This window comes from Halomonas sp. HP20-15 (assembly GCF_033446685.1).
Taxonomy (GTDB): domain Bacteria; phylum Pseudomonadota; class Gammaproteobacteria; order Pseudomonadales; family Halomonadaceae; genus Modicisalibacter.
In genome coordinates, this window is sequence record NZ_JAWQLY010000005.1 from 128,438 (window position 1) to 153,315 (window position 24,878).

The 24,878-nt window shown below is 64.1% G+C and carries 16 protein-coding genes; 2 read left to right on the plus strand and 14 right to left on the minus strand.

Annotated elements, in window-relative coordinates:
- Positions 1-9: 9 nt before the first annotated feature.
- From fdhF to R6258_RS08745, 3 genes are read right to left on the minus strand one after another with little or no spacing between them, the layout of a single operon-like run.
- A complete protein-coding gene (fdhF, locus tag R6258_RS08735; RefSeq protein WP_318449283.1) occupies positions 10-2,892 on the minus strand; it encodes a formate dehydrogenase subunit alpha in 2,883 nt (960 codons plus the stop codon).
- Complete coding sequence (locus tag R6258_RS08740) at positions 2,886-4,442, minus strand: formate dehydrogenase beta subunit (protein ID WP_318449284.1); 1,557 nt, start codon at positions 4,440-4,442, stop codon at positions 2,886-2,888. Before R6258_RS08740 ends, fdhF begins: the two co-directional genes overlap by 7 nt.
- Positions 4,442-4,948 (minus strand): formate dehydrogenase subunit gamma, encoded by a 507-nt coding sequence (locus tag R6258_RS08745; RefSeq protein WP_318449285.1) that lies wholly within the window; start codon positions 4,946-4,948, stop codon positions 4,442-4,444. The genes R6258_RS08740 and R6258_RS08745 overlap by 1 nt, the downstream gene beginning before the upstream one ends.
- A gap of 205 nt (positions 4,949-5,153) precedes the next feature.
- Here R6258_RS08745 and R6258_RS08750 point away from each other — a divergent pair, with 205 nt between their 5' ends.
- Positions 5,154-6,233 (plus strand): substrate-binding domain-containing protein, encoded by a 1,080-nt coding sequence (locus tag R6258_RS08750; RefSeq protein ID WP_318449286.1) that lies wholly within the window; start codon positions 5,154-5,156, stop codon positions 6,231-6,233.
- Positions 6,234-6,284: 51 nt separating this feature from the next.
- Here the strand turns inward: R6258_RS08750 and R6258_RS08755 are convergent, their stop codons facing one another.
- The 7 genes from R6258_RS08755 to R6258_RS08785 all read right to left on the minus strand — a co-directional run bounded on the left by R6258_RS08755 (position 6,285) and on the right by R6258_RS08785 (position 15,855).
- Complete coding sequence (locus tag R6258_RS08755; RefSeq protein WP_318449287.1) at positions 6,285-7,946, minus strand: OFA family MFS transporter; 1,662 nt, start codon at positions 7,944-7,946, stop codon at positions 6,285-6,287.
- A gap of 124 nt (positions 7,947-8,070) precedes the next feature.
- The gene (locus tag R6258_RS08760) at positions 8,071-8,193 is read right to left on the minus strand and encodes a hypothetical protein (protein WP_318449288.1); all 123 of its coding nucleotides are present in this window, start codon (positions 8,191-8,193) and stop codon (positions 8,071-8,073) included.
- A gap of 296 nt (positions 8,194-8,489) precedes the next feature.
- Complete coding sequence (gene nagE / locus R6258_RS08765) at positions 8,490-10,163, minus strand: N-acetylglucosamine-specific PTS transporter subunit IIBC (protein ID WP_318449289.1); 1,674 nt, start codon at positions 10,161-10,163, stop codon at positions 8,490-8,492.
- Positions 10,164-10,214: 51 nt separating this feature from the next.
- Complete coding sequence (gene ptsP, locus R6258_RS08770; RefSeq protein ID WP_318449290.1) at positions 10,215-12,734, minus strand: phosphoenolpyruvate--protein phosphotransferase; 2,520 nt, start codon at positions 12,732-12,734, stop codon at positions 10,215-10,217.
- Between the two features lie 69 nt (positions 12,735-12,803).
- Positions 12,804-13,826, minus strand: coding sequence for an SIS domain-containing protein (locus R6258_RS08775; protein ID WP_318449291.1), 1,023 nt, complete (start codon positions 13,824-13,826; stop codon positions 12,804-12,806).
- Complete coding sequence (gene nagA, locus R6258_RS08780) at positions 13,823-14,983, minus strand: N-acetylglucosamine-6-phosphate deacetylase (RefSeq protein ID WP_318449292.1); 1,161 nt, start codon at positions 14,981-14,983, stop codon at positions 13,823-13,825. Before nagA ends, R6258_RS08775 begins: the two co-directional genes overlap by 4 nt.
- A 131-nt stretch (positions 14,984-15,114) precedes the next feature.
- A complete protein-coding gene (locus tag R6258_RS08785) occupies positions 15,115-15,855 on the minus strand; it encodes a GntR family transcriptional regulator (RefSeq protein ID WP_318449293.1) in 741 nt (246 codons plus the stop codon).
- A gap of 248 nt (positions 15,856-16,103) precedes the next feature.
- Between R6258_RS08785 and R6258_RS08790 the strand changes: the two genes are divergently transcribed.
- On the plus strand, positions 16,104-18,044 hold the full coding sequence (locus tag R6258_RS08790; RefSeq protein WP_318449294.1) for an exoribonuclease II: 1,941 nt from the start codon (positions 16,104-16,106) through the stop codon (positions 18,042-18,044).
- Between the two features lie 325 nt (positions 18,045-18,369).
- On the opposite strand, the gene R6258_RS08795 is transcribed toward R6258_RS08790, so the two are convergent.
- The 4 genes from R6258_RS08795 to R6258_RS08810 all read right to left on the minus strand — a co-directional run bounded on the left by R6258_RS08795 (position 18,370) and on the right by R6258_RS08810 (position 24,704).
- Positions 18,370-19,986, minus strand: coding sequence for a hypothetical protein (locus tag R6258_RS08795; RefSeq protein ID WP_318449295.1), 1,617 nt, complete (start codon positions 19,984-19,986; stop codon positions 18,370-18,372).
- 77 nt (positions 19,987-20,063) lie between these two features.
- Positions 20,064-21,443 carry an O-antigen ligase family protein gene (locus R6258_RS08800; protein WP_318449296.1) on the minus strand — a complete coding sequence of 460 codons (1,380 nt, stop codon included), beginning with the start codon at positions 21,441-21,443 and terminating at the stop codon, positions 20,064-20,066.
- A 60-nt stretch (positions 21,444-21,503) separates the two neighbouring features.
- Positions 21,504-23,306 carry an ABC transporter ATP-binding protein gene (locus R6258_RS08805; protein ID WP_318449297.1) on the minus strand — a complete coding sequence of 601 codons (1,803 nt, stop codon included), beginning with the start codon at positions 23,304-23,306 and terminating at the stop codon, positions 21,504-21,506.
- 99 nt (positions 23,307-23,405) lie between these two features.
- On the minus strand, positions 23,406-24,704 hold the full coding sequence (locus R6258_RS08810) for an exopolysaccharide biosynthesis polyprenyl glycosylphosphotransferase (RefSeq protein ID WP_318449298.1): 1,299 nt from the start codon (positions 24,702-24,704) through the stop codon (positions 23,406-23,408).
- Between the last annotated feature and the right edge of the window lie 174 nt (positions 24,705-24,878).

Consider the following 24,878-nt stretch of genomic DNA (forward strand, 5'->3'; position numbering starts at 1 on the left):
CTAAGTGAGTCACTTGAACGCAATAGCGGAGGCCTCAGTGACCTGCCCGAGATAGGCCTGCTGGCGCTCGTCGAAGTGCCGGAAGTTCTTCTGCCATTCCGAGGGCCGTGTGACTTTCTCCACCTGCACTGCGGTCACCTTGTACTCGGGGCAATTGGTAGCCCAGTCGGAATTGTCGGTGGTAATCACGTTGGCGCCGCTGCCGGGATGATGGAAGGTGGTGTACACCACGCCCGGTTGCATGCGCTCGCTGATCTTGCAGCGCAGCACGGTCTGCCCCACGCGGCTGGCGATTCCCAGCCAGTCGCCCTCGCGAATGCCGCGCATTTCCGCGTCGCTCGGGTGGATCTCCAGCACATCCTCGTGATGCCACTGACTGTTCTCGGTGCGCCGGGTCTGGGCGCCGACGTTGTACTGGCTGAGGATCCGTCCGGTGGTGAGCAGCAGCGGGTAGCGCCGGTTGGTGCGTTCCTCGGTGGCCACGTATTCGGTGATCGCGAAATGGCCCTTGCCGATGGGAAAGTCCACTTCGTGCATGGTCGGCGTACCGTTGGGGTACACGTCGTTGCACGGCCACTGAATGCTGCCCAGTTCATCCAGCTTGGCATAGCTGACCCCGGTAAACGTCGGGGTCAGTTGGGCGATCTCGTCCATGATCTCGGACGGATGGCTGTAGTTCATCGGGTAGCCCAGGGCGTTGGCCAGGTCCTGGGTCACCTCCCAGTCCTCCTTGCCAGCCACCGGCGACATCACCTTGCGTACGCGGTTGATGCGGCGCTCGGCGTTGGTGAAGGTGCCGTTCTTCTCCAGGAAGGTGGAGCCCGGCAGCAGCACATGGGCGTACTTGGCGGTCTCGTTGAGGAAGATGTCCTGCACGATCAGGCAGTCCAGCGAGGTGAGCGCACTCTCCACATGCTGGGTGTTGGGATCCGACTGGGCGATATCCTCCCCCTGCACATACAGCGCCTTGAAGGTACCGGCAATGGCCGCGTCGAACATGTTGGGGATGCGTAGACCGGGTTCGTCGTCGATCTTCACCCTCCAGACTGTTTCGAAGCGCTCGCGCACCGCCGGGTCGGCCACATGCTGATAGCCCGGCAGTTCATGGGGGAAGGAGCCCATATCGCAGGAGCCCTGCACGTTGTTCTGGCCACGTAGCGGGTTCACGCCCACGCCCTCGCGGCCGAGGTTGCCGGTGGCCATGGCCAGGTTGGCGATGCCCATCACCATGGTCGACCCCTGGCTGTGCTCGGTCACGCCCAGGCCATAGTAGATGGCGCCGTTACCGACGCTGGCGTAGGCGCGGGCGGCTTCGCGAACCTGGGCGGCCGGCACGCCGGTCTCGGCTTCCAGCGCTTCCGGAGAGTTGCGCTCCTCTTTGATGAATTCGCGCCAGGCCTGATAGGCCTCGGGCTCGCAGCGGGATTCGATGAACGCCTTGTCTTCCAGACCCTCGGCGACCACCACGTGGGCCAGGGAGTTGACCAGTGCCACGTTGGTGCCCGGCTTCAAGGCCAGGTGCATGCTCTTGCTGCCGTGGGGCGTCTTGAGCAGGTCGATACGACGCGGGTCGGCGACGATCAGAGTGGCGCCCTGGCGTAGACGACGGCGCATCTGGGACGCAAAGACCGGATGGGCATCGGTCGGGTTGGCGCCAATCACCAGGATGGTGTCCGCCTTCATCACCGAGTCGAAGGTCTGCGTGCCGGCGGACTCGCCCAGGGTGGTTTTCAAACCGAAGCCGGTGGGCGAATGGCAGACTCGGGCGCAGGTGTCGGTGTTGTTGTTGCCGAAGGCGGCACGGATCAGTTTCTGCACCAGGAAGGTTTCCTCGTTGGTGCAGCGCGACGAAGTGATGCCGCCGATGCTTTCGCGGCCGTACTTGGCCTGGGTGTCCTTGAGGCGCCGCGCGGCGAAGCCGATCGCCTCCTCCCAGGACACCTCCCGCCAGGGCGCGTTGATCGACTCGCGGATCATCGGCGCCTTGATACGGTCCTTGTGGGTGGCATAGCCGAATGCGAAACGCCCCTTCACGCAGGAGTGGCCGTGGTTCGCGTCACCGCCCTTGTAGGGCACCATGCGCACCAGCTGGTCGCCCTTCATCTCCGCCTTGAAGGAACAGCCTACGCCGCAGTAGGCGCAGGTGGTGACCACGCTGTGCTCGGGCACGCCCTGCTCGATCACACTCTTTTCCATCAGCGTCGAGGTGGGGCAAGCCTGCACGCAGGCGCCGCAGGACACGCACTCGGAATCCATGAAGTTCTCGGCCTGCCCCGCGACGACCTTGGAGTCGAAGCCGCGCCCGTCGATGGTCAGGGCGAAGGTACCCTGAACCTCCTCGCAGGCGCGCACGCACCGCGAGCAGACGATGCACTTGCTGGGGTCGAAACTGAAATACGGATTGGACGCGTCGGTTTCCGCGTCCAGATGATTCGCGCCGTCGAAACCGTAGCGCACCTGCCGCAGGCCCACGGCACCGGCCATGTCCTGCAGTTCGCAGTCGCCGTTGGCCGGACAGGTCAGGCAGTCCAGCGGGTGGTCGGAGATGTACAGCTCCATGATATTGCGGCGCAGCTTGGCCAGCTTGCCGGTCTGGGTGGTGACTTCCATGCCCTCCGCTACCGGCGTGGTGCAGGATGCCGGATAGCCGCGCCGCCCTTCGACCTCCACAGCACACAGCCGACAGGAGCCGAACGCTTCCAGGTTGTCGGAGGCGCACAGCTTGGGAATGGTGATACCCGCCAGGGCCGCCGCACGCAGCACGGAGGTTCCTTCCGGGACACTGATTTCCACCCCGTCGATTGTCAGGGCGATGTGCTTCTCGGAGAGCCGGGCCGGCGTGCCCATGTCTCGGGAAAAAGCGTCTTTGTTGGGATCGAAATAATTCAGCATGGCGAACCTCCACGGGAGCGGGTCAGGTCGTCCGGGAAATGTTGGAGTACGCTCTGCACCGGGAACGGGGTCATCCCGCCCATGGCGCACAGGGAGCCGGCCACCATGGTGTCGCAGAGTTCGGAAAGCAGTTCGAGGTTGGCGTCGCGGTTGTCGCCGGCGCGAATGCGGTCGATCACCTCCACGCCGCGCACCGCACCGATCCGGCAGGGTGTGCACTTGCCGCAGGATTCCACGCTGCAAAATTCCATGGCGAAGCGGGCCTGTTCGCCCATGTCCACGGTGTCGTCGAACATCACCACACCGCCATGGCCCACCACGCCGCCGAAGGCCGCGAATGCCTCGTAATCGATGGGGCTGTCCCATTGGCTCTCCGGCAGGTACGCGCCCAAGGGCCCACCGACTTGCACGGCTTTGAGCGGCCGACCGCTCAGGGTGCCGCCGCCGAAATCCTCCATCAGCTCACGCAAGGTGGCGCCGAAGGCCAGTTCCACCAGTCCGCCGCGCCTGACGTTGCCGGCCAGTTGCAGGGCCAGGGTGCCGCGGGATTTACCCATGCCGTAGTCGGCGTAGGCCTGGCTGCCCTGGTCGAGAATGAATGGGACCGCTGCCAGGGAAAGCACGTTGTTGACCACCGTGGGGCGGCCGAACAGGCCCTGGATGGCAGGCAGTGGCGGTTTGACGCGCACCATGCCGCGCTTGCCTTCCAGGCTATCCAGCAGGGAGGTTTCCTCGCCACAGATATAGGCGCCGGCGCCCAGGCGCACTTCCAGCTCGAACTGCTTGCCGCTACCGCGAACATCGGCACCCAGATAGCCGGCCTCATAGGCTCGCCTGAGCGCTTCGGTGAAGATCCGGTGAGCGACCGGGTACTCCGAGCGCAGGTAGATGTAGCCCTGGGTTGCGCCCACTGCCAGCCCGGCGATGGTCATGCCCTCGATCAGCACGTAGGGGTCGCACTCCATCACCAGCCGGTCGGCGAACGTGCCGGAATCGCCCTCGTCCGCGTTGCAGACGATATATTTTTGACCTTCGGGTTGGTCGTGCACGGTCTGCCACTTGATGCCGGTGGGAAAGGCCGCGCCGCCGCGACCGCGCAGGCCGGAATGCTTCACTTCGTCGACGATGGCCTGGGTGTCCATGGCCAGGGCTTTTTCCAGACCGGCGAAGCCACGATGTGCCTTGTAGTCGTCGATGGAGAGCGGATCGGTGATGCCGATGCGCGAGAAGGTCAGGCGCTGCTGGTTCTTCAGGTAGGGGATCTCGCTGGTGAGTCCCAGGGCCAGCGGATGCGCGCGTTCGCCCTCGAAGAGCCCGGTATCGACCAGCTCGGCAACGATGTGGGGCTCCACCGGGCCATAGGCCACGCGGCCTTCTGCCGTCTCGACCTCGACCATCGGCTCCAGCCAGAACAGCCCGCGAGAGCCGTTGCGAACCAGTTTCAGATCCAGTCCACGGCTCTTCGCTTCCTGCTCGATCAGTGCGGCCACGTCATTGGCCCCCAAGGCCAGGGCGGTGGTATCGCAGGGAACATAGACGGTCACGGTCATCACTTCACCTCCAGGATCGAGGTGGTGAGGCGGTCCACCAGTCGATCGAACTTCTCGGCGGTAACTCGGCCGTGGATGTCGTCGTCCACCCGGATCGACGGGCCGCAGGCGCAGTTGCCCAAGCAATACACCGGTTCCAGGGTGAACTCGTTGTCCGCACTGGTCTGGTGGTAGTCCACGCCCAGCCCCGCCTTGATATGTGCTTCGAGCTGACGAGCGCCGACGGCCTGGCAGGCTTCGGCACGACATACTTGCACCACGTGGCTGCCCACCGGATGCCTTCGGAAGTGATGATAGAAACTGATGATGCCGTGGACCTCGGCACGGGTGTGGCGCAGCGTTTCGGCAATGATCGGCACGGCGGCATCGGGAATGTAGCCGAAGCGGTCCTGGATCGCGTGGAGGATCGGCAGCATGGCCCCGGGCTCGTTCTTCAGCGCGTCGACTTCACGCTGGAGCGATTCGTGGGTCCACGCCTGCGGCTGGCGTATGCCGGAAGGCGTCATGGCTAGGCTCTCATCAATCTGATTATTGTCATGCAATGAAACATCGCCAGGGTCTGCGCGAATTGCCGATAGCGTCATCCGCATATCGCTGAGCGATTGTTCCAGTGTTATTCCGCCTATGAACAAGCTTGCTTAATCATTGGGGCCTTAATAGGCTATTTTCTGAAAATAGCACGCCTCAAAAGCCCCATAAATATGAAAAACAATGCATAGAAAGAAACTACAGATCTCTCCAGCCTGGCTGTTCAAGACCGACACCGGCGAGCTGCTCGACCCCGCGCTCTTTCGCCTGCTGAAAAGCGTGCGCGATAGTGGAAAACTGACTTCGGCTGCCCAGCAGGCGGGGATTTCCTATCGTCATGCCTGGAACCTCTTCAAGCGCGGTAATGACTTCTTCGGCCTGCCGCTGGTGGAGATGCGCAAGGGTCACGGCACTCAGCTCTCGCCCCTCGGGGAGACCTTGTTATGGTCCGAGCAGCGGATCAAGGCGCGCCTGGGCCCACAGATCGACAGCATGGCCTCCGAACTCAACATCCAGCTCCAGCAACTGCTCGCCGGCGCCCATCCGGTGCTGCGCCTGCATGCCAGCCATGGCTATGCGGTGGCGCTGCTGCCGGATTTCTCAGACTGGGTCGAACTGGATCTGCAATACACCAATCCTGCGGACGCCTTGAGCGCGCTGGCATCCGGCGAATCCGACCTTGCCAGCTTCCACTTTCCGGCCTGCCCCCGGTTGGCGGAGCAGGTCATGGCGATCTACAGGCATCAGCTCGATCTCGAGAACCTGCGGGTGATCCGTTTCGTCACCCGCAGGCAGGGGCTGATCATTCGCGGCGACAGTCGTGAGGCGATCACCGGGTTGCAGGATCTCACCCGACCGGATGTCCGCTTAATCAACCGCAACCGGCACTCGGGGACTCGCATCCTGTTCAACCTGCTGCTCGATGAGCACGGCATCATCGAGCGCCAGCTCCGCGGCGCCGAACGCGAGGAGTTCACCCACACGGCGGTGGCCGCCTACGTCGCCGCCGGGATGGCCGATGCCGGTTTCGGCGTCGAGGCCGCCGCAGCCCAATTCGGGCTCGACTTTCTCAACCTGGCCACCGAGCACTACCTACTGGTGTGTCACGAGGAACGTCTCCACCAGCACAATATCCGTCAGCTACTTTCACTGATGGCATCGCCGGAGTTTCTGGCGGAGATCGACAAGCTACCGGGCTACACTCCGGATCATTGTGGTGAGACCTGCACCTTCGCCGAGCTGCTTGCTAGTGACCGGCAATAAACGACCGGGCGCCACCACGGCGCCCGATCTCCCGCCCAGACCAGTCATCTCTTAAAACAGCGCCGCTGCCTTGGCCAGCGCAATGTACAGCCCGATCAGGAAGGGTACACCCACACCCAGCCAGGCCAGTACGCCACCGACACCGAACTTGCCCCGCGCCGCGGTTTCCGCGCTACCCGAGACGCTGTCGTCGTGCTGCAGGGAACGCTCGTGCTCCACCTCCTCGGCGGTCATCTGGTCGGATTCCTTCACCGGTCGTACCAACGCGTTGCAGATCAGCCCCAGGAACAACAGGCCGGCCATGATGTAAAGCGTGCGGTCATACACCTGGCTGGGCGCCAGGCCGGCGTTGAGCTGGGCCTCACGCAGGGCGGCGATAATCAGTGGTCCGACGATCCCTGCCGCCGACCATGCAGTCAGTAGGCGACCGTGAATGGCACCCACCATCTGCGTGCCGAAGATATCTGCAAGATACGCGGGCACCGTGGCAAAGCCGCCGCCATACATGCTCAGGATGATGCAGATGGAGATCACGAACATCGCCGGCATGCCCAGATGCCCCCAGGTGGGGAGCAGGCAATAGACGATGATGCCGAGAACAAAGAACGTGTAGTAGGTATTCTTGCGGCCGATCTTGTCCGACAGGGAGGCCCAGAAAAGACGGCCGACACTGTTGAACAGACTGATCAGGCCCACCAGACCGGCGGCGGCGGCCACGACGGCGGCTTTCTGTGCACTCGTCAGCCCCGCAGCGGTATCCTGAATCCCCACCAACGCGCCGCCGAACACGTCCTGCAACATCGGGCTGGCCATGGAGATTACCGCGATACCGGCGGTCACGTTCAGGAACAGCACGCCCCAGATCAACCAGAACTGCTTGGTCTTCCACGCACGGTCGAGGTGGACGTGGCGACGGGTAATCATGCCGCTGCCGTGATCTTCCTCGGACGGCGTCCAGCCTTCCGGTTTCCAGCCATTGGGCGGGACACGAAAACCGATGGCGCCGGAGACCATGACGATCATATAGATCGCGCCCAGCACGACCAGCGTCATGGCGACGCCGGTCCCGCCGGAGCCAGTGAAATGGCCCATCAGCAACACCGCCAGCGGAGCGCCGACCATCGCGCCACCGCCGTAGCCCATGATGGCAAAGCCGGTGGCCATGCCGCGGCGGTCCGGGAACCACTTGATCAGCGTGGACACCGGCGTGATGTAGCCCAGGCCCTGACCGATGCCACCGAGGACGCCCGCGCCCAGGTAAACCAGCCACAACTGATGCACCATTACGCCGATGCCACCGACGATCAGGCCACCGCCCCAGCACAGCGCGGCGATACAGCCCGCCTTGCGCGGACCGGCATGTTCCAGCCAGCCGCCCCAGAGGGCTGCCGAAACACCCAGCATGGCGATGAAGGTCTCGAAGATATGCGTGACCTGCGGCACCGTCCAGTTACAGGTCGTCGTGAACAGCGCCTGGAAGAACCCGATGTCGCCACACATCGCCGCGTCGGTATTCGCTAGAATGTGGGTCATCGGCAGCCAGAACACCGAAAAACCGTAGGCCATGCCGATACACAGGTGGATCGCCAGTGCCGCTGTGGGAACCAACCAACGATTGAAGTTCGGTCCCGCTATCGTGCGCTCGCGAGCAAAGAAACCGGCATCTCCCCTTCCGGAAGATGCCGGCGCACCGCTTCTCGAAATACCGTCCATAAGTTGCCCTCTTATTTTACTTGTTACTATCGATCGCCAAGGCACTAGGCCCAACCTGTCTGGCAAACGCCATGTGCATGGCGATTGATGGACCGGTTCTTCCCGGAAAAAGCCGACGCCGGCATCACGGATGATTCGCGCCCAATACGGGTACAGGCCATTCACTGGCGCTGGTCAACGGATCGTTGGCGAAGCAAGGATGCGCCACCGTTTTCTTGCTCACGAGGCATGCAATATTGAAAATCATGGCGTTACTCGTTGTTTTTATGAACCAGATTTCATAGGCGAAACGCAATCTAGGCACGCTTCGCGCTTTGGTGATTGCAGTTAATTGATGTTATAGGCGCAACTAGAGAAAGGTATTATGATTAATGATGCATATACAGTTATGCCACCCGGAACGTGATGAGACAGCAATATCTCCATAAAAAAACGCCACTTAAAAAGTGGCGTTTTTCGGGTTTCGTTCGCAGGCCGGGCATCGAATGATGCGAATGAAGAATCGACGTTCCCGTGCTCCGTCGGTACAACGCCGCGCTTCATTCAGCGCGGAGCCACCCCGTCAGCTACGCGCGCTGCCTGGGCGCCCAGCAGTACATGGACCAGCCCACCATCGATGCGCTGAATGCCCTGCACGCCCAGCGTTCTGAGGGCCGCTTCATCGAGACTCGCAACATCGGCCAGCCGCAGCCGCAGACGGGTCATCGCCACGGCCGAGGCCTCCTGGATATTGGCGTTCCCGCCCAGTGCCGTTCTCCAGCGCTCCCGCTCCTCCTCGGACAACGCGGGCTTCCTGTCGTCGCTCGTCGCCCGCGTAACGGCGGGAGCCGCTGTCGGCTTGGCGCCCTCGGCGCTCATCGCCGCACGAATCTCGTCGGCGACGCCGTCGGCTATCGGCCCTAGGATCACCTGCAGACCGCCACCGCGCAGGTGCAGCACGCCGCGCGCGCCGAGCTGCTTGAGCGCCGGCTCGTCGATCGCCTGGTCGTCGGCGAGCACCAGCCGCAGGCGGGTGGTACAGGCGCCCACGCTGGTCAGGTTGGCGGCCCCGCCCAAGGCATGCACGAAGGCCGGCCCCCGCTCGCCGGCGTCGACCGGCGCGCCGGTCGCGCCCGCGGTTTCCGGCTCGCGCCCCGGCGTCGGCAGGTCGAAGCGCGCAATCGCCCAGCGGAACACCCCGTAATACAGCGCGAAATAGCAGAGCCCCACCGGGATCATCAGCCAGCCATTGGTCGATAGCCCATAGGAGAGTGCATAGTCGAAGGCTCCGGCCGAGAAGGTGAAGCCCAACTTAACGTTGAGCAGGTTCATGATCACCATCGACAGACCGGTGAGCAGTGCATGCAGCACGTACAGAAACGGCGCCAGGAACATGAAGGTGAACTCGATCGGCTCGGTGACGCCGGTCAGGAACGCGGTCAGCGCCAGCGACAACAGCAGACCGCCGACCTGGGCACGCCGATCCCGCGCCGCGGCGTGATACATCGCCAGGGCCGCGGCCGGCAAGCCGAACATCATCACCGGGAAGAAGCCCGCCATGAAACCGCCCGCCGTCGGGTCGCCGGCGAAGAAGCGGTTGAGATCGCCGGTCGCGCCATCGAAGCTGCCGAACACGAACCACACCAGGCTGTTGAGCACGTGGTGCAGGCCGGTGACGATCAGCAAGCGGTTGAGCACGCCATAGACGAACAGGCCCAGGTTGCCGGCATCGATCAGCCACTGACCCAGGGTATCGATGCCGGTCTGCACCGCCGGCCAGATAACCCCGAAGATCATCCCTAGAATCACCGCGGCGACCCCGGTGGCGATCGGAATGAAGCGCCGCCCACCGAAGAACGCCAGGTAATCGGGGAGCTTTATATCCTTGAATCGGTTATATAAAAGCCCCGCCACAGCGCCGATGATGATGCCCGACAATACGCCCATGTTGATGTCTTCGTTGAGCGTGTGCAGCACCGCATCGAGCACCAGATAGCCGACTACACCGGCGAGTCCGGCGGCGCCGTTGCCATCATTGGCGAAACCCACCGCCAGGCCGATGGCGAAGATCAGCGCGAGGTTGGCGAAGATCGCGTTGCCGGCATCGGCGATGAAGGCGATGTCGAGCAGGTCCGGCTGCCCCAGACGCAGTAGCAGGCCGGCGACCGGCAGTACCGCAATGGGCAGCATGAGCGAGCGACCCAGCTTCTGCAGGCCGCCCATGATGTCGAGTTGCATGATGGATTCCTCCGTGCGTTGTTGTTGTCCGCTTGTGCGTAATGAGCCGGGTCAGGCGGCGACCGGCGCGTCCAGCCAGGCCTTGACCTGCGTGCGCACGGCGGCGCCGTCGTCCAGCGTCAGCCAGGCCGGCAGTTGCTCGCCGAGCGCGGCGGCGTCGAGTTCGCGCAGCGCGGCCTTGACCGCCGGGATGCGCGCCGGCTCCACCGACAGTTCGTCGACTCCCAGTGCAACCAGCACGGCCAATGCCAGCGGATCGCCGGCGGCGGCCCCGCACACGCCCACCGGGCAGCGCCCGGCGGCGCCCTTGACGGTTTCCTGGACCAGCCTCAACACCGCCGGATGGAGTACGTCGAGCTGTGCCGCCAGGCCCGGGTCCTCGCGGTCCATGGCCAGCGTGTATTGGGTCAGGTCGTTGGTGCCGATCGACAGGAAGTCGGCCTCGGCGGCGAGGCCGGCGGCGCACAGCGCGGCCGACGGCACTTCGATCATCACCCCGAGCCGGGGCAGCCGGCTCACGCCCAGCTCCGCGGCGAGGGCTTCCAGGCGTTGGCGCAGCGCGCGCAATTCGCCGACGCCGCTGACCATCGGCAGCATGATGCGCAACGCGTCGAGCGGTTCGAGCGCAAGCAGAGCACGTAGTTGGCTGTCCAGCAGTTCGGCCTGGCTGGCCCACAGCCGGATGCCGCGCACCCCCAGCGCCGGGTTGGCGACGCGGGGTAGCGGCAGGTAGCCCAGTTGCTTGTCGGCACCGATATCGAGCGTGCGCACGATCACCGGCTTGCCGCCGAGTGCATCGAGCGCGGCCTGGTACTCGCTACGCTGCTCGTCGACGCTCGGCGCGCTATCACGATCGAGAAACAGGAATTCGCTGCGCAGCAGGCCGATGCCATCGGCGCCCTCCTCGGCGGCAATGCGCGCCTCGGCACCACCGGCGACGTTGGCGCAGACTTCGACATGCCGCCCGTCGCGGGTCGTTGCCGGCTGCCTGGCCGCCTCGCGCGCGGCGCCGTGAACGCGCTCGCGCTCGTTGATGCGCTCGCGCATCGCATCCAGGCTGGCACTATCCGGCTGTGGCTCGAGCAGCCCTTGCTCGGCATCGAGGATCGCCAACTCGCCGACGACCGACTCCAGCGCCACCCCCATCGCCACCAGGCACGGCAAGCCGCGTGCGCGAGCGAGGATCGCTACGTGCGACGTCGTGCCGCCGGCGGCCAGGCAGACCCCGGCCGGCTGCTGGCCGGCCAGCGCGATCAGCTCCGAGGGGGTCAGATCATCGGCGATGACGATGGCGCCGGCGGGCACCTGGGGGGCGTTCGGGACCGTGCCGAAGCACGCCATCACCTGGCGCTGCAGATCGCGCAGGTCGGCGACGCGCGCCGCCAGCAGTGTGTTGCCGGTGGCCTGCAGGCGATCCGCCTCGTCGTCGAGCGCCTCCCTCCAGGCCTGCCCGGCGCTGCGTCCGCTATCGATATAGCTCTCGGCGGCATCATACAGCGCCGGATCGTCCAGCCAGGCCAGGTGCGCATCGAGGATTTCCGCCTCGCTGGCCTGCCCGCCGCGTTCGGCCTGGACCAGCGCCGATTGCAACGCCTTGCCCACCTGCCCCAGCGCGTCGCCCAAGCGAAGGCGTTCTGCGGCGGGATCGTCGCCCGCGGCGGGCACCTCGGGCAACGGCGCGGCGTAGTGATAAAGCGGACCGATCGCCAACCCCTGACTGGCGACCAGGCCGGCAAGCTGCCCTGCCCCGGCCTCGGCGACGGGCAGCTCAGCGGCGCCGGAAGCGGGATCATCGGCCTCGGCTTCGCTCAGCAGCCGCTCGGCGGCATCCAGCGCCGCCGTGGCGCGTTCGCCGTGGGCGCTCAGCGTTACGCGATCACCTGCCACCAGGCCCATGTTCATCAGCCGGCTCAGGCTGCGCGCCTCGACGCGCGTCTCGCCGTGGCCGATGTCCAGGTCGACGTCATGTTCGCGGGCAATGGCGCGCAGCCGCGCCGCGGGCCGCGCGTGCAGACCCGCCGCCAGGCCCAGGGTCACCTCGCGGGTCGCTTCACCGGTACCTCGTGACTTCGTTACACCAGCGTTCGGCGAGCCATCCACGGGCGCCTCGAGTCGCATGATCACCTCGCCACGACACACCGTTTCGCCGCTGCGCTGCGCGCCGAGAGGCGTCAGGCGCCAGCCGGCCGGCTCGGCGACGATCAGCGGGGTGATCAGACTCATCGCCTGCCGGGCGACGCGGTCGGCGTCGAAGCGCAGCAACGGCTCGCCCGCCTCGACCCGCTGGCCGATCTCGACCAGCAACTCGAGACCCGCGCCGTCGAGATTGACGGTATCCAGCCCCAGATGAATCAGCAGCTCGACGCCGTTCGCGCCGCGTAGCGTCACGGCGTGGGCGGTACGCGCGCACTGCACGACCTCGCCGGCACAGGGTGCGTGCAGGGTATCGCCCAGCGGGTCGATGGCCAGGCCGTCGCCGAGGGTGCCCTCGGCGAAGACCGGGTCGGGCACCGCATCGAGGGCGACGAGGACGCCGTCCACCGGTGCCTGTATGTCGAATGTTGAAGCCATGTTGCCTCCGGCGTTGTTGTTGTCGAGAAAGCTGTTGTCGAAAAAGAGGTGCGATATAGCCCTTCGCGGTCAGCGGGTCCGGGTCACCTTCTTCAGGTGACGCGGCTGATCGGGGTCGCTGCCACGCGCCGCGGCCAGCCCGGCGGCCATGATGTAGAAGCTCTGGATCACCGAAATCGGCTGCAGCGCCGCATGCCCGGCATCGACGAGCGTCAGTTCGCGCTGGGCGACGCTTTCGTCGGCGGCCAGCAGGACCCGCGCCCCGACGCTTCTCAACCATTCGGCGAGTTCGAGCAGGCCGGCCTGTTCGGGTCCCGGCGGGGCGAACACCAGCACCGGGTAGCCGGGGCCGATCAATGCCATCGGGCCATGCTTGACCTCGGCACCGCTGAACGGCTCGGCCTGGATGGCGCAGGTTTCCTTGAACTTGAGCGCCGCTTCCTGGGTGACGGCCAGCCCGGCGCCGCGGCCCACCACCATCAGTCGATCGGCGCCGCGCAGCGCCTCGATGGCCGGCGACCAGTCCTGCCCGGCCGCCGCGCGCAGCCGCTCGGGCAGCGCCTCGAGGGCGGCGAGCAACTCGCGGTCCCGGTTCCAGTGACCGAGCAACTGGGCGCAGGCCGACAGCGTGGCCAGGTAGCTCTTGGTCGCGGCGACGCTGCGCTCCTCGCCGGCGTAGAGCGGAATCTCGCGGTCGCTGGCCTCGCCCAGCGGCGAGCGCGGCGTGTTGACCAGCGCCAGCGTCTGCGCCCCGCCGGCGGCCAGCGCCTTTTGGGTCTCGATCAGGTCGGGGCTCTGGCCGGACTGCGAGATCGCCAGCGCCAATTGACCCTCGAGCCTCCATGGCGCCCGCGCCAGGGTGGTCAGCGACGGCGGTAGCGAGGCCACCGGTATGCCCCGGCTCTGCATGCATAGATAGGCGAAATAGCTGGCGGCATGATCGGAGCTGCCGCGCGCCACGGTGACCACGCCGCGCGGATCGCGTTGCCGCAGCCACTCGCCGAGCTCGGCCAGCGCTTCGGCGTTGCGGGTCAGTTGGCCGGCGATGCGCTCGGGGGCATTGCGCGCTTCGCTGAGCATCATCGAACTCATGAGTCATCTCCGGGGAGAATGGCTGAAGAACCGGCTGAGGAATCTGCGCGGGAATCGCCGCCGCCAGCGATGCGGCGGCCCTCGACGTAGACGGTGTCGACGGCCAGTTCGCGATCGAGCACGACCAGGTCGGCATGACAGCCGTCGGCCAGCCGGCCGCGTTGGTGAAGGCCGAGGAAGTCGGCGGGATGGCGCGACACGCGCTCGCTGGCCTCTGCCAGCGACAGGCCGATAGCGACCAGATTGCGCAGCGCCTGGTCCATGGTCAGGGTGCTGCCGGCGAGCGTGCCGTCGGCGAGGCGCACCCCGCCCAGGCACTTGGTAACCGCCTGTTCACCGAGCCGATACTCGCCGTCGGGCATGCCGGCGGCGGCGGTCGAGTCGGTGACCGCGTAGAGCCGCGGGATGCTTCTGAGCGCGACGCGAATCGCGCCGGGATGAACGTGCAGCAGATCGGGAATCAGCTCGGCGAAGTCGGCATGCGCCAGCGCCGCGCCGGCCATCCCCGGATGACGGTGATGCAGGCCGGTCATGGCGTTATAGAGATGCGTAAAACCGCAGGCGCCGTGTTCCATCGCCGCCACGCCCTGCTCGTAGGTGCCCAGGGTATGGCCGAGCTGCACGCGCACGCCGTGCTCGCTCAGATGGCGAATCAACGCATAGTGGCCGGAGAGCTCGGGTGCCAGGGTCACCAGGCGGATCGGCGCCAAGTCGCATAGCTCGTCGATCTCGGCGATCTCGCCGGGCCGGGCATAGGGCGGCTGGGCGCCGAGCTTGCCGGGATTGATGTAAGGGCCCTCGAGATGCACGCCGAGAATCCGCGCGCCCTCACCGGGGGGCTTCTCCATCAAGTCACCGATCTCGCCGAGTACCCGGCGCACCTCGGCGTCGGTGGCGGTCATGGTGGTGGCCAGCAGGCTGGTGGTGCCGAAGCGCGCATGAGTGCGGGCCAGGGTGGCTACCGCCTCGCCGCCCTCCATGGTGTCGGCGCCACCGCCGCCATGCACGTGAAGGTCGACGAAACCGGGCAGTACGTAGGGCGCGTCGTTATCCGCCGGGTCCGCCGGGGCGCCGTCGATGCCCACGATGCGGCCGTCTCGCCAGTGGATCTCGCCCAGGCGCCAGCCTTCGGGGGTGAGTATGTTGCCGTAACGCATTGGCTTACCTTTGCAATTGCGATTCGCTGTGGTCGTCGTATCGGCGGCTCTCTATCTACCGCGCCCGAAACTGCGCCTATCGGCCCGATGCAGCTCGGCTTTCTGTCTACCGCGCCCGAAACTGCGCGGCGCTATCGAGCTCGATGCAACTCGACCATGAAGTCGTAATAGTCGGTGCGACAGTAGGTAACGGTGAGCTCCGCCGGGCTGCCATCGGCGAGATAGCCCAACCGGGTGACCTTGAGCAACGCCTGGCCCTCGGGCACCTCGGCCAGCGCAGCGAGCTCGGCGTCGGCGTTGACTGCGGTGAGGTGCTGCAAGGCGCGCTCTACCGCCTTGCCACGCGCTTCCAGCGTCGCGTAGAGCGAACGCTCGACTTCCTCGGGCTCGGGCAGTACCGCTTCCGGCAGGCAGCTCTCCTCCACCGCCATCACCACGTCGTCGGCCAGGCGCAGACGCCTGAGCCGGGCGATCCGGGCGTCGCCGCGCAGCCCCAGGCGCAACGCCTCTTCGGTGCTCGGCGCTTCAAGGCGCCGCGACAGCCAGCGCGAACGCGGCGTGAATCCACGCTGAGCCAGTAGTTCCGAGAAGCTCGTCAGGCGGGTCAGCGGCTGATTGAAGCGCGGCGCGATGAACGTTCCCGAGCCATGGGTGCGCCGAATCAGGCCCTGCTCGGCGAGCCTTTCGAGCGCCTTGCGGGCGGTGATGCGCGAGATCTCCAGCGTCTCGGCAAGCGTTCGCTCCGAGGGCAGCGCCTCGCCGGCCTGCCAGGCGCCCGCCTCGATGGCGTCGCCCAGTTGCCGCGCCAGCTGGTGATAGAGCGGCGTCGCCAGGTCGGGATCGAGGGTGATGCGGGCAAAACGGGGATCCATGAACGATGCTTCTCCGCGAAGGATTGTCACTCTCGGTTAATAACCACTATAGATCCTGTTAAATACCAGTCAAATACCAATTGGTCTCATACTGGTATTTAATCCCGTAAAGTCGTGAAATTATCCGAAAAGCGCTTAGGCAGGCTGAAGAGGATGGCCTGAACGCCCGGAGACCGTGCGGCGATTGGCGGCGGCGGCCCGAATCCGTATAGTGGCTGCTCGTTCCCGCCAACTGTACCGACTCCCCCATGCTGCAGAACAACGCGCTGCTTTCGCAGCTCAAGCAACAGATCCGTGACACCACCCCGCGCGCCGAGGGTGTCATCAAGGCCACCGATCGCGGTTTCGGCTTCCTCGAGACCGACGACGGCGAGTCCTACTTCGTGCCGCCGCCCGCCATGAAGCAGGTGATTCACGGCGACCGCGTCGAGGCGATCATCAAGGAGGACGGCGACAAGAAGTCGGTGGAGCCGGAACGCCTGATCGAAGCCGGACTGGTCCGTTTCATCGCCCGCGTGCAGAAGCGCGACGGGCGGCTCGCGGTGGTTCCCGATCACCCCTCGATCAATAATGTGCTCAAGGCGCGCATCAAGCGCAGCCTCGACGAGGACAGTATCGCCGACGGCGACTGGGTCGTCGCCCGGCTGGTACGCCATCCGCTCAAGCCCGACGATCGGGCCTTCTTCAGCCAGATCGACGAGTTGATCGCCAAGCAGGATGACCCGGCGGTGCCCTGGCGGGTGACGCTGGCTCGCCACGCTCTCGAGCAGGCCTCGCCGCAAGCCGGCAACGATTGGCCGCTGGCCGACGAAGGGCTCGAGCGCGAAGATCTCACCGAGCGGGCGTTCTTCACCATCGACGGCGAAAAGACCCGTGACATGGACGATGCGTTGCATGTCGAGACGCGCGCCGAAGGCGGCTGGCGGCTGTGGGTGGCGATCGCCGACCCCACCGCCTACGTCGGCGAGCAACATGCCGCCGATCGCGAAGCCCGCGTGCGCGCTTTCACGGTCTACCTGCCGGGCCAGAACGTGACCATGCTGCCCGAGGTGCTGGCCGACGATCTGTGTTCGCTCAAGGAAGGCGAAAATCGCCCCTCGTTGGCCTGCACGCTGGATATCAACGCCGACGGCAGTCTCGGCGACTACCGGTTCTTCGCCGCCCATGTACGCTCGCACGCACGGCTGGTCTACGACGATGTCTCCGACTGGCTCGAGGGCCAGGGCGAGTGGACGCCGGGTGCCGGCATCGACGAGCAGCTCAAGGCGCTCGAGGCGCTGACCGAAGCGCGTAGTGCCTGGCGCGCCGAGCACGCATTGGTGTTCAAGGACCGCCCCGATTACGTATTCGATCTGGATGACGCCGGCAACGTGCTCGACGTGCGCATCGAGGGCCGGCGAATCGCCAATCGCATGATCGAGGAGTCGATGATCGCCGCCAATGCCTGCTGCGCGGACCTGCTCGCCGCCAAGGTCGGCCACGGCATCTTCAACGTGCATCGCGCCTTCGAACCCGAAAAGGCCGATGCCGCGCTCGAATTCCTCACCGCTCAGCAAATCGAGGTCGAACGCGAGGCGCTCACCGAACTGCCGCGCTATCGCGAACTCAAGCGTGCGCTGGAAAGCCGCGACGATGCCTGGCTGGATGCCCGCCTGCGGCGCTTCCAGGGCTTCACCAGCATGTCGGCCCAGCCCGGCCCGCACTTCGGCCTGGGGCTTGCCGCCTACGCCACCTGGACTTCGCCGATCCGCAAGTACGGGGACATGGTCAACCATCGATTGATCAAGGGCGTGCTCAAGGGCGAGCAGGCGCCGGCCGAAGCCAGTGAGGCATTGACCGAGCAGCTCACCGAGCGGCGTAAGCTCAATCGCATGGCCGAGCGCGACGTCAAAGACTGGCTCTATGTGCGCTACCTGACCCCGGCCGCCAAGGAGCAGCGCAGCTTCGATGCCGAAATCATCAACATCAACCGCGGCGGCATGCGCGTACGCCTGACCGCCAACGGCGCGACCGCCTTCGTGCCGGCGCCGCTGATGCATAGCGAACGCGACAAGGTGGCGATCGACGACAAGGAAGGCCGCATTCGCATCGCCGACGAGGAACGCTACAAGCTGGGCGATACACTCCAGGTGGTCTTGACCGAGGCCCGCGAGGAGACTCGCTCGCTGGTGGCGCGCCCGGCCGACTGAGCATGTTCAGCGCAGCAGGGAAGCGCACCAACGAAAACGGCGGACACCAAGGTGTCCGCCGTTTTTTGTACCTATCGCCTGCGCGATGATCAGGACGTCTCTTCAGGCTCCGCCTCCCGCGAGCTCAACAGATCGCCATGGCGGTATTCCTGGCCACAATCATGACAAATGTAACGGTGCGGCACCTTGAGCAGACGTTGCCACCAACGACGCTTGATCGGATAGATTCCGTAACTCTTACAACCCGGGCATCGCAGCACGATACGCCCTCCTGTAGCAAGACAAGCCTTTGTCCCGACGAGGTCCGTCATGATCGCGACGGCTCTCAGATATCTTCGATCACGATGACGGGGGCAAAACTTCGCTGCATGCCGTCCATATTGCGGATCGTATAGTCCCGGTCAGCCCCGACTTCGATGACGCAGCCTATCCGGGCGTTACGCTGCTCGGCTGTCTTCACGACGTGGTATCCGCCAGCCGGATCGCGGCTGACGACGAACTCCTGAATGGCGTATTCATTCCCGCCGCAGCTCGGGGCCGTGGTGATGGTGACCCGGTGGGATCGTCCGGGCTCGATCGACATCGTCTTGTGAATGTAGCCCGACCCGGCCAGCGCTCCCTCGCTGCGCCACTTGTTGACCAGGGTAGTCCCGGGGTCGCCGATCGTGTCCCCGGGCCGGGTTGTCGCATCGACGACGCTGACGTTGCCCATGGATGTGTAGGCCATTCGCCAGCCGCCCCCTACCGACACCGGAGAAATGACGCCCCGGGGTGCATTGAATTCCACCGTGATGTCCTGAGATGGCAACTGGTGGATGGTGTTGACCACGTAAATGTTGCGCGCGTAGGAGGCGTCCGTGCCGGTGGTTATGCGAATATCGGGACCGGGTTCGGCCTGGCAGTTGGCTTCGAAGTAGGCGTTGGTGAAGTTGACTCCTAGCAGGAAGACTACATCGGGATCGGACACGTCGAACTCGACGGCGATGCCTTCGTTGTATTCGAAGACGCTCTGCGGAAACGACACGTCATAGCCGTACTGCGCATAGAAGCCACGCCGGCAATACCAGGTGTAACAATGGTCTTCACAATGCACCGAGACGCCACGGAACTGGCGCGAGACGATAGCGGCCGCATTGAACCAACAATCCTTGAGACTCCAGTGAACCAGCCACTGCGCATCGCTGAAGATGTGGTAATTGGCCCGACCAAAGAAGACACGTTCGAAGAAAGCCTTGGCGATGGCGCCGGGTTGCTTGGCGGTGACCAGCTTGCCGAGTGAGCCGGGCGCGTTCTCGATGCTTAGATCCTTGACGAGACTGCCGTTACCGCAATTGATCAGCAGATCTCCCTTGCCGCTCAGTATCGTGGCACCGGCGCCACTGCCTATCAATTGACGACCCTCGATGTCCAGGCCCGAGACGACGATACGACCCGCGGGCAGATGACAGGCGCCGAAAACCACCAGGCAGGCATCGATGGCCGGCGTATCGTCGCGCCCGTCGTATCGCGCCCCGAACCAGTCGGCTTGAGGGGGGCCCGATAGACGCCTCACCCAGCGTCCTCTCGATGCCGAATGCGCGCTAAAGCACGTCCCGCCATCCTCGGCCCGATGACTATCGGCATCCCAATGAAAGATCCCTCCGCCCACCATCGAGTCGTCGTGAAAGCCCTTTACGGCCACCGCCTGGCCGTTCTCTAAACGCCGGGGCTCAAGCGTGCGCATCCGCTCGACGCTAGCGATGTCGATGATTCGCTCTTCCAAGGCCTCGGCGAGCGTACGTTGCCCTAAAGATGTCGTGACGCTAGCCGACGAGAGGGCCATATCGGTCTCCGGGCTGCCCGGTAAGCGTGCACCGTTCCCGGTTGCATGGGCCCGAGCCTCGCGCTCCAACACCGGCTCTGCCGCGACCAATGCCGCCCCGGCTCCCAGTGTGCGGAGCACGAGCATCCTCCGTGACGAGTCCATGCGATTCTCCGAACGGATCGACGCCGCTGTTTCAAGGTTATGAAGCTTCGAGGCTATGAGGTCGGCGCGCGAACGACGGAATCGACACCGCGGCTCTCGACGCCAAACGGAGCAGCCTGCGCTTTCAGCAATGTCCAGCAGATCGTGCACAACCCCAGATAACCGGCCAGCCCGCGTGAATCACGTAGCAACGACTGACTGAGACCGAAATCGATGAAGGCCACGACGATCACGATGCCGGAAAGCGCCAGCGTGCGTTGCCAAGCCCGTTTGGCAGACCGTAGATGGCGGGAGAACAATAGCAAGGGCACGCCATACAGCCCCGCCAGGCTGAGCACTCCCAGCATGCCGCGGCGAGCGGCCGTATCGATGAAATCACTTTGCAACTGGTCGTAGTCACTGACACCACGATCCAGTTCACCGGTCACGATACGTGCATCGCGCGCCGCCTCGAGCCTGTCCTCTCCCCACCCGGTAACGGGCCTGTCGGCGAACAGCGCGAGTCCGCCACGCCACATTTCCAGGCGCAATCCCAGCGAAGTAGCGGTCTCCCCCGCCATGTAATAGCGCTGAACGTCATCCACGGCCAAAACCAGCCGAGCAGCGACACCGGTCTGTGGCAGACAAACCACCAGGATCAGCAACGTGCCCAATATTATGAACGGCCCCCGTACATGCCGCATGGGCAAGAATGGCTTGAAGCTGCGGTAGATCAGCCAGAACAGCAGCGGCAAGGCAACCCAGCCGCCTCGCGTGCCAGACAGTAACGAAGCGACAAACCCCGAACAGGCCGCGACGCCGAGCATTACGGTCAGCCAGCGCGCCCGTCTTCGGCTGCTTCCCAGCCGCCCGAGCATGGCAATCAGCGACAGGGCGCCTAACAACAACGCCAGATTACCGAAGGGGATGGCATTCATTGAATTGTCGGCACGCGCCAGCCCGATCCAGCCGCGTTCGTAACAAGCGATAGCACCCGCACCAAGGGTGGCCGTCAACAGGCCCAACAGCCAACCGCGCGCGCTCGGTGTATGGCACCGCAGCCAGACCAGTAGCCCCGCAGCCAGTGCCGGCCATAGCGGCAACCATCGACCATCGCCGCCTAGTGGCTGCGGCCAGACGCCGCTACGCAGCACATCGACAAGCCAAACGCCAGCAAAGACCAGCAGCGCCAGCAGCAGAAGGCCATCCTCACGGTCCAGCCGGGCTTGGCAGCGGCCGAGCGTCGCGAGGAACCCCACCGATGCCGCAAGTAAAGCCGCCAGTGGCAGGACGGCGAACCCCCAATACCAGACGATCAACAGGGCGACGAAGCCGCCGACCAGAAAAGTATTGATGGCCGACCAGACTCCCCCGGGACTTCCTCCAAGCGATGCAGAAGGCCTGGTGGCACCGCGAAGAAACCGATCGTCGTGTCGCGTTACGATCAAGTTCATGTCGGCAACGTCCCTTTCTCTCGCTCAGCCATCGGCACGGATCTACTTCCCCGTGACCCGTCATGCATGTGCGGCCATTCGCTTGAAGATGTCATTGCGCAACAGCAGCTCTTCGTAGCGGCCGGCATCGACGACGCGACCTTGATCGATAAGATAGATACAATCGCACTGCTTAACCGTGGCCAGCCGGTGGGCAATGATGATGGTGGTCTTCTTGCCCGAGAAGTCATGGACCGCATCCATTACCAACTTCTCGGTAATGCCGTCCAGTGCACTGGTGGCCTCGTCCAGGACCAGAACCTCGGCGTCACTATAGAGAGCTCGAGCGATACCGATGCGCTGGCGCTGACCGCCGGAGAGCTGCACGCCTCGCTCGCCCACCCGGGTATGGATACCCTCGGGTAGTTCGTTCAAAAGCCCATCCAGATGCGCCATGCTGGCCGCTCGGCACACCCGAACGTCGTCAATAGACTCTGGCGGTAGGCCGAAGGCGATATTTTCGCGGATCGTCGCGTCGGTCAGGAAGATGTGCTGGGGCACAAACCCCAGTGTGTTCTGCCAGGCGCGCATATCACCCTTCTCGAGCGGCTGGCCGTCAATCAACAGCCTGCCCGTGCTGGGCTTGATCAACCCCAGCAGCATGTCGATCGTGGTCGACTTGCCGGATCCCGAGGCGCCGACCAGGCCAATGACGCGATTGGCGGGTATCTCCAGGGTAAGCCCGTCCAAGGCCGGATCCTGCTTATTGGGGTAGGTGAAGACGATATCCTGCATCGCAATGGAGTGCTGCGGAACCCAGCGTCCCACATCGACGGGGACGTCGTTATCTTCGTTGACCCCTGCCACACTCGCCCGCAAGTCGTCGCGCAGGGTGTCGAACGCGGCCAGTGCGCCACGGATTTGCGATACGCTGGAATACACCTGCTGGAAGGCCGGTAATAGCTTGAAGCCCGCCAGGGCATACACGGACAGCACCGGCAGAATACTGCCGAGGTTGCCCTGGTAGGTCGCCAGCAGATAGAGCACGAGAAAGATGACGCTACCGAACGCGACCAGTTCCATGGCATAGCGCGGAGCCTGGCTGAGCGCCTGATTGACCCCCTGGGCATCGGCAAAATAGCCACTGGCCTCGGAAAAGCGCCGAGTGAATATTCGCTGACGGCCAAGCACCAGTGCATCCTTGATGCCGCCAAAACCCTCTATGATCAGTTTGTAACGCTGGGTCTGGGCTTCCGAAATAGCCGTGCCATTGGCGATCAGCCGACGACGAACCGTCGCGTAAAGCAACAGGTAAGCCACGATGAAAACCACGAGTCCCACTATCGCCACCAGTGGGTTGTAGATGAATATCGCCATCAGCATGAAGATCGCCATCACCAGCTTGGCGTTCATCAGCATTAACGGGTTGATGACGCTCAAGGTGATGCGCTGACATTCCTGGGTGATCTTGTTGGTCAGCTGGCTGGTATTACCAGCAGCGTGAAAAGTCCAAGGTTGATACATGTAATGCTTGAAAAGACGATTGCCCAACTCCACACCCACTCGTGCACCGTAGAGAGACAGCCGCCAGATGGTAACCATCGATATAAGCGCCGCGAGGGTCAGCATCAAAAGCACGCCGACACCCACCCACAGCAGAAAGCTCGTCGGCGAGCCGGCCCCGGTCGCACGATAGATATCGGCTATCAGCCCCTCGCCTTGGAGCCGGCTCATGTCACCGACCAGCGCCATGAAGGGGCCTATCGAAACCACGCCGACGATCTCTGCAAAAGCCATCAGGGTAACGAGGATTTGCAACTTAAGGAGTTTCTTGCGCTGTTCGTCTGTCAACAGCGAATAAAGTTCAGCGAGGCTCTTAATCATAATATCGACGACCTAGGCAGAAGCTGGAATGATTTTATCTTCAGAAAAACAAGATCCCAGGTAGTTATCTCTGTATTGCAAGTGCCGGGATCACGCCATCTAGCGCGAGCCAAACCCCGTCAGTAGCGTCTTGATCGTGCGCATTACAATCAATAAATCGAGCCAGAAGGAAACATGCTTGATGTAGTAAAAATCGTATTCCAGCTTTTCGATCATTCCATCGACATCGGCGGCGTAACCCTGCATCACCTGCGCCCAGCCGGAAATGCCGGGACGAACGACGTGGCGGTAGTGGAAGAAGGGAACGTCCTTACCGTACCACTCGGTGAGTTCCATCGACTCGGGGCGCGGCCCGATCAAGCTCATGTCGCCCTTCAGCACGTTGAACAACTGTGGAAGCTCGTCGAGGCGATACTTGCGGATCACTTTACCCACCCGAGTCACGCGAGGATCTACGCCCGCTTCGGTGAACCCACGCCCTACACGGTCGGTGTACATGCTGCGGAATTTGTAGACCGTGAACTGCCGGCAGCAGAGCCCCATACGACGCTGTTTGAAGATAGCCGGGCCGGGACTGTCCAGGCGGATGGCAAGCGAGGTGAGTGCCATGAGCGGCAGTGCCAGTGGCATGATTGCCAGTACCGACAGGATATCCAACCCTCGCTTGACGACCTCGTAGCCTTCGTGGGGAGAGAGGCTACCGTGACGGACCTCGTCGGGCAGCTGGTCGAGGGCGACCTTGCCACTGATGAGCTCGAGCGCCCGGCTCGGCGTATAGACGGGGATGCGATGAATCGTGCACTGTCCCAGGAAGCGCTTCCAGGCATCGCTCAAGTCCGCCTGCATGTCGGCTACCACCGCATCGACGCGCACACGGTTCAGGTTGGGCACATCGAGCAGGCACCAGCCCGCCCCCGGCTGCTGGCACAGTGCGCTGGCACGACCGAAGGGCACGATGGCGATCAGCGGTTTTCCAGCCTGCGCCAGCATGTGGCAGCTCATCCAGCCAGCGGCGCTGGCCAGAATAAAGCTGACCAGTACGTAGTTGCCGTCAAAGTCGATGCGAAGCAGTGCAAGCCCCGCTGCAGACAGGCCATAGCAAAGCGTCAGGCCGGGGACGATCAATACGGCGGCCTTGACCTCCGGTAGCCGGGAAAGGCGCTGTACGGCCAGCCCCGCGACCAGGTAACTCAGCGACGCTAGTCCAGCACCCAGCCATTGCTCGACGCTCATCCCCTCCCAGAACCCCCAACCCCACATCAGCAGTGCCGGAACGACTACGGCTACCGCCCACCCCATGACGAGATGCACGCCCGGGTGCAAGAAGAGCCGCTCCAAGGGACGCACATGGCGGCGTTGCTGATCCAGCCATTCATCCTGCAGCGTCTCGACCTGCATGGGACTGCCGAGACTCCCTGCCGTCGGGCTCCATCCCGTAGCCGAGTGATTTAGATGCTTCTTGATATGCGCCAACATTGTGCCTCCCTGCTGTATAAGCCATCAGCACGGTGATAGGGAAAAACTTGAATCCTGGACCGGCATGGCGTGTCAAACGCCCACACCCGGCGCTTG

Excerpts from the sequence above, each read along its gene's own strand:
- R6258_RS08750 (WP_318449286.1), top strand. The coding sequence starts at position 5,154 with ATGCATAGAAAGAAACTACAGATCTCTCCAGCCTGGCTGTTCAAGACC.
- R6258_RS08805 (WP_318449297.1), bottom strand. The coding sequence starts at position 23,306 with ATGATTAAGAGCCTCGCTGAACTTTATTCGCTGTTGACAGACGAACAG.
- R6258_RS08785 (WP_318449293.1), bottom strand. The coding sequence starts at position 15,855 with ATGGATCCCCGTTTTGCCCGCATCACCCTCGATCCCGACCTGGCGACG.
- R6258_RS08760 (WP_318449288.1), bottom strand. The coding sequence starts at position 8,193 with ATGATTTTCAATATTGCATGCCTCGTGAGCAAGAAAACGGTGGCGCAT.
- R6258_RS08810 (WP_318449298.1), bottom strand. The coding sequence starts at position 24,704 with ATGCAGGTCGAGACGCTGCAGGATGAATGGCTGGATCAGCAACGCCGC.
- ptsP (WP_318449290.1), bottom strand. The coding sequence starts at position 12,734 with ATGGCTTCAACATTCGACATACAGGCACCGGTGGACGGCGTCCTCGTC.
- R6258_RS08745 (WP_318449285.1), bottom strand. The coding sequence starts at position 4,948 with ATGACGCCTTCCGGCATACGCCAGCCGCAGGCGTGGACCCACGAATCG.
- fdhF (WP_318449283.1), bottom strand. The coding sequence starts at position 2,892 with ATGCTGAATTATTTCGATCCCAACAAAGACGCTTTTTCCCGAGACATG.
- R6258_RS08800 (WP_318449296.1), bottom strand. The coding sequence starts at position 21,443 with ATGAACTTGATCGTAACGCGACACGACGATCGGTTTCTTCGCGGTGCC.
- R6258_RS08740 (WP_318449284.1), bottom strand. The coding sequence starts at position 4,442 with ATGACCGTGACCGTCTATGTTCCCTGCGATACCACCGCCCTGGCCTTG.
- nagE (WP_318449289.1), bottom strand. The coding sequence starts at position 10,163 with ATGCAACTCGACATCATGGGCGGCCTGCAGAAGCTGGGTCGCTCGCTC.
- R6258_RS08755 (WP_318449287.1), bottom strand. The coding sequence starts at position 7,946 with ATGGACGGTATTTCGAGAAGCGGTGCGCCGGCATCTTCCGGAAGGGGA.
- R6258_RS08790 (WP_318449294.1), top strand. The coding sequence starts at position 16,104 with ATGCTGCAGAACAACGCGCTGCTTTCGCAGCTCAAGCAACAGATCCGT.
- nagA (WP_318449292.1), bottom strand. The coding sequence starts at position 14,983 with ATGCGTTACGGCAACATACTCACCCCCGAAGGCTGGCGCCTGGGCGAG.
- R6258_RS08775 (WP_318449291.1), bottom strand. The coding sequence starts at position 13,826 with ATGAGTTCGATGATGCTCAGCGAAGCGCGCAATGCCCCCGAGCGCATC.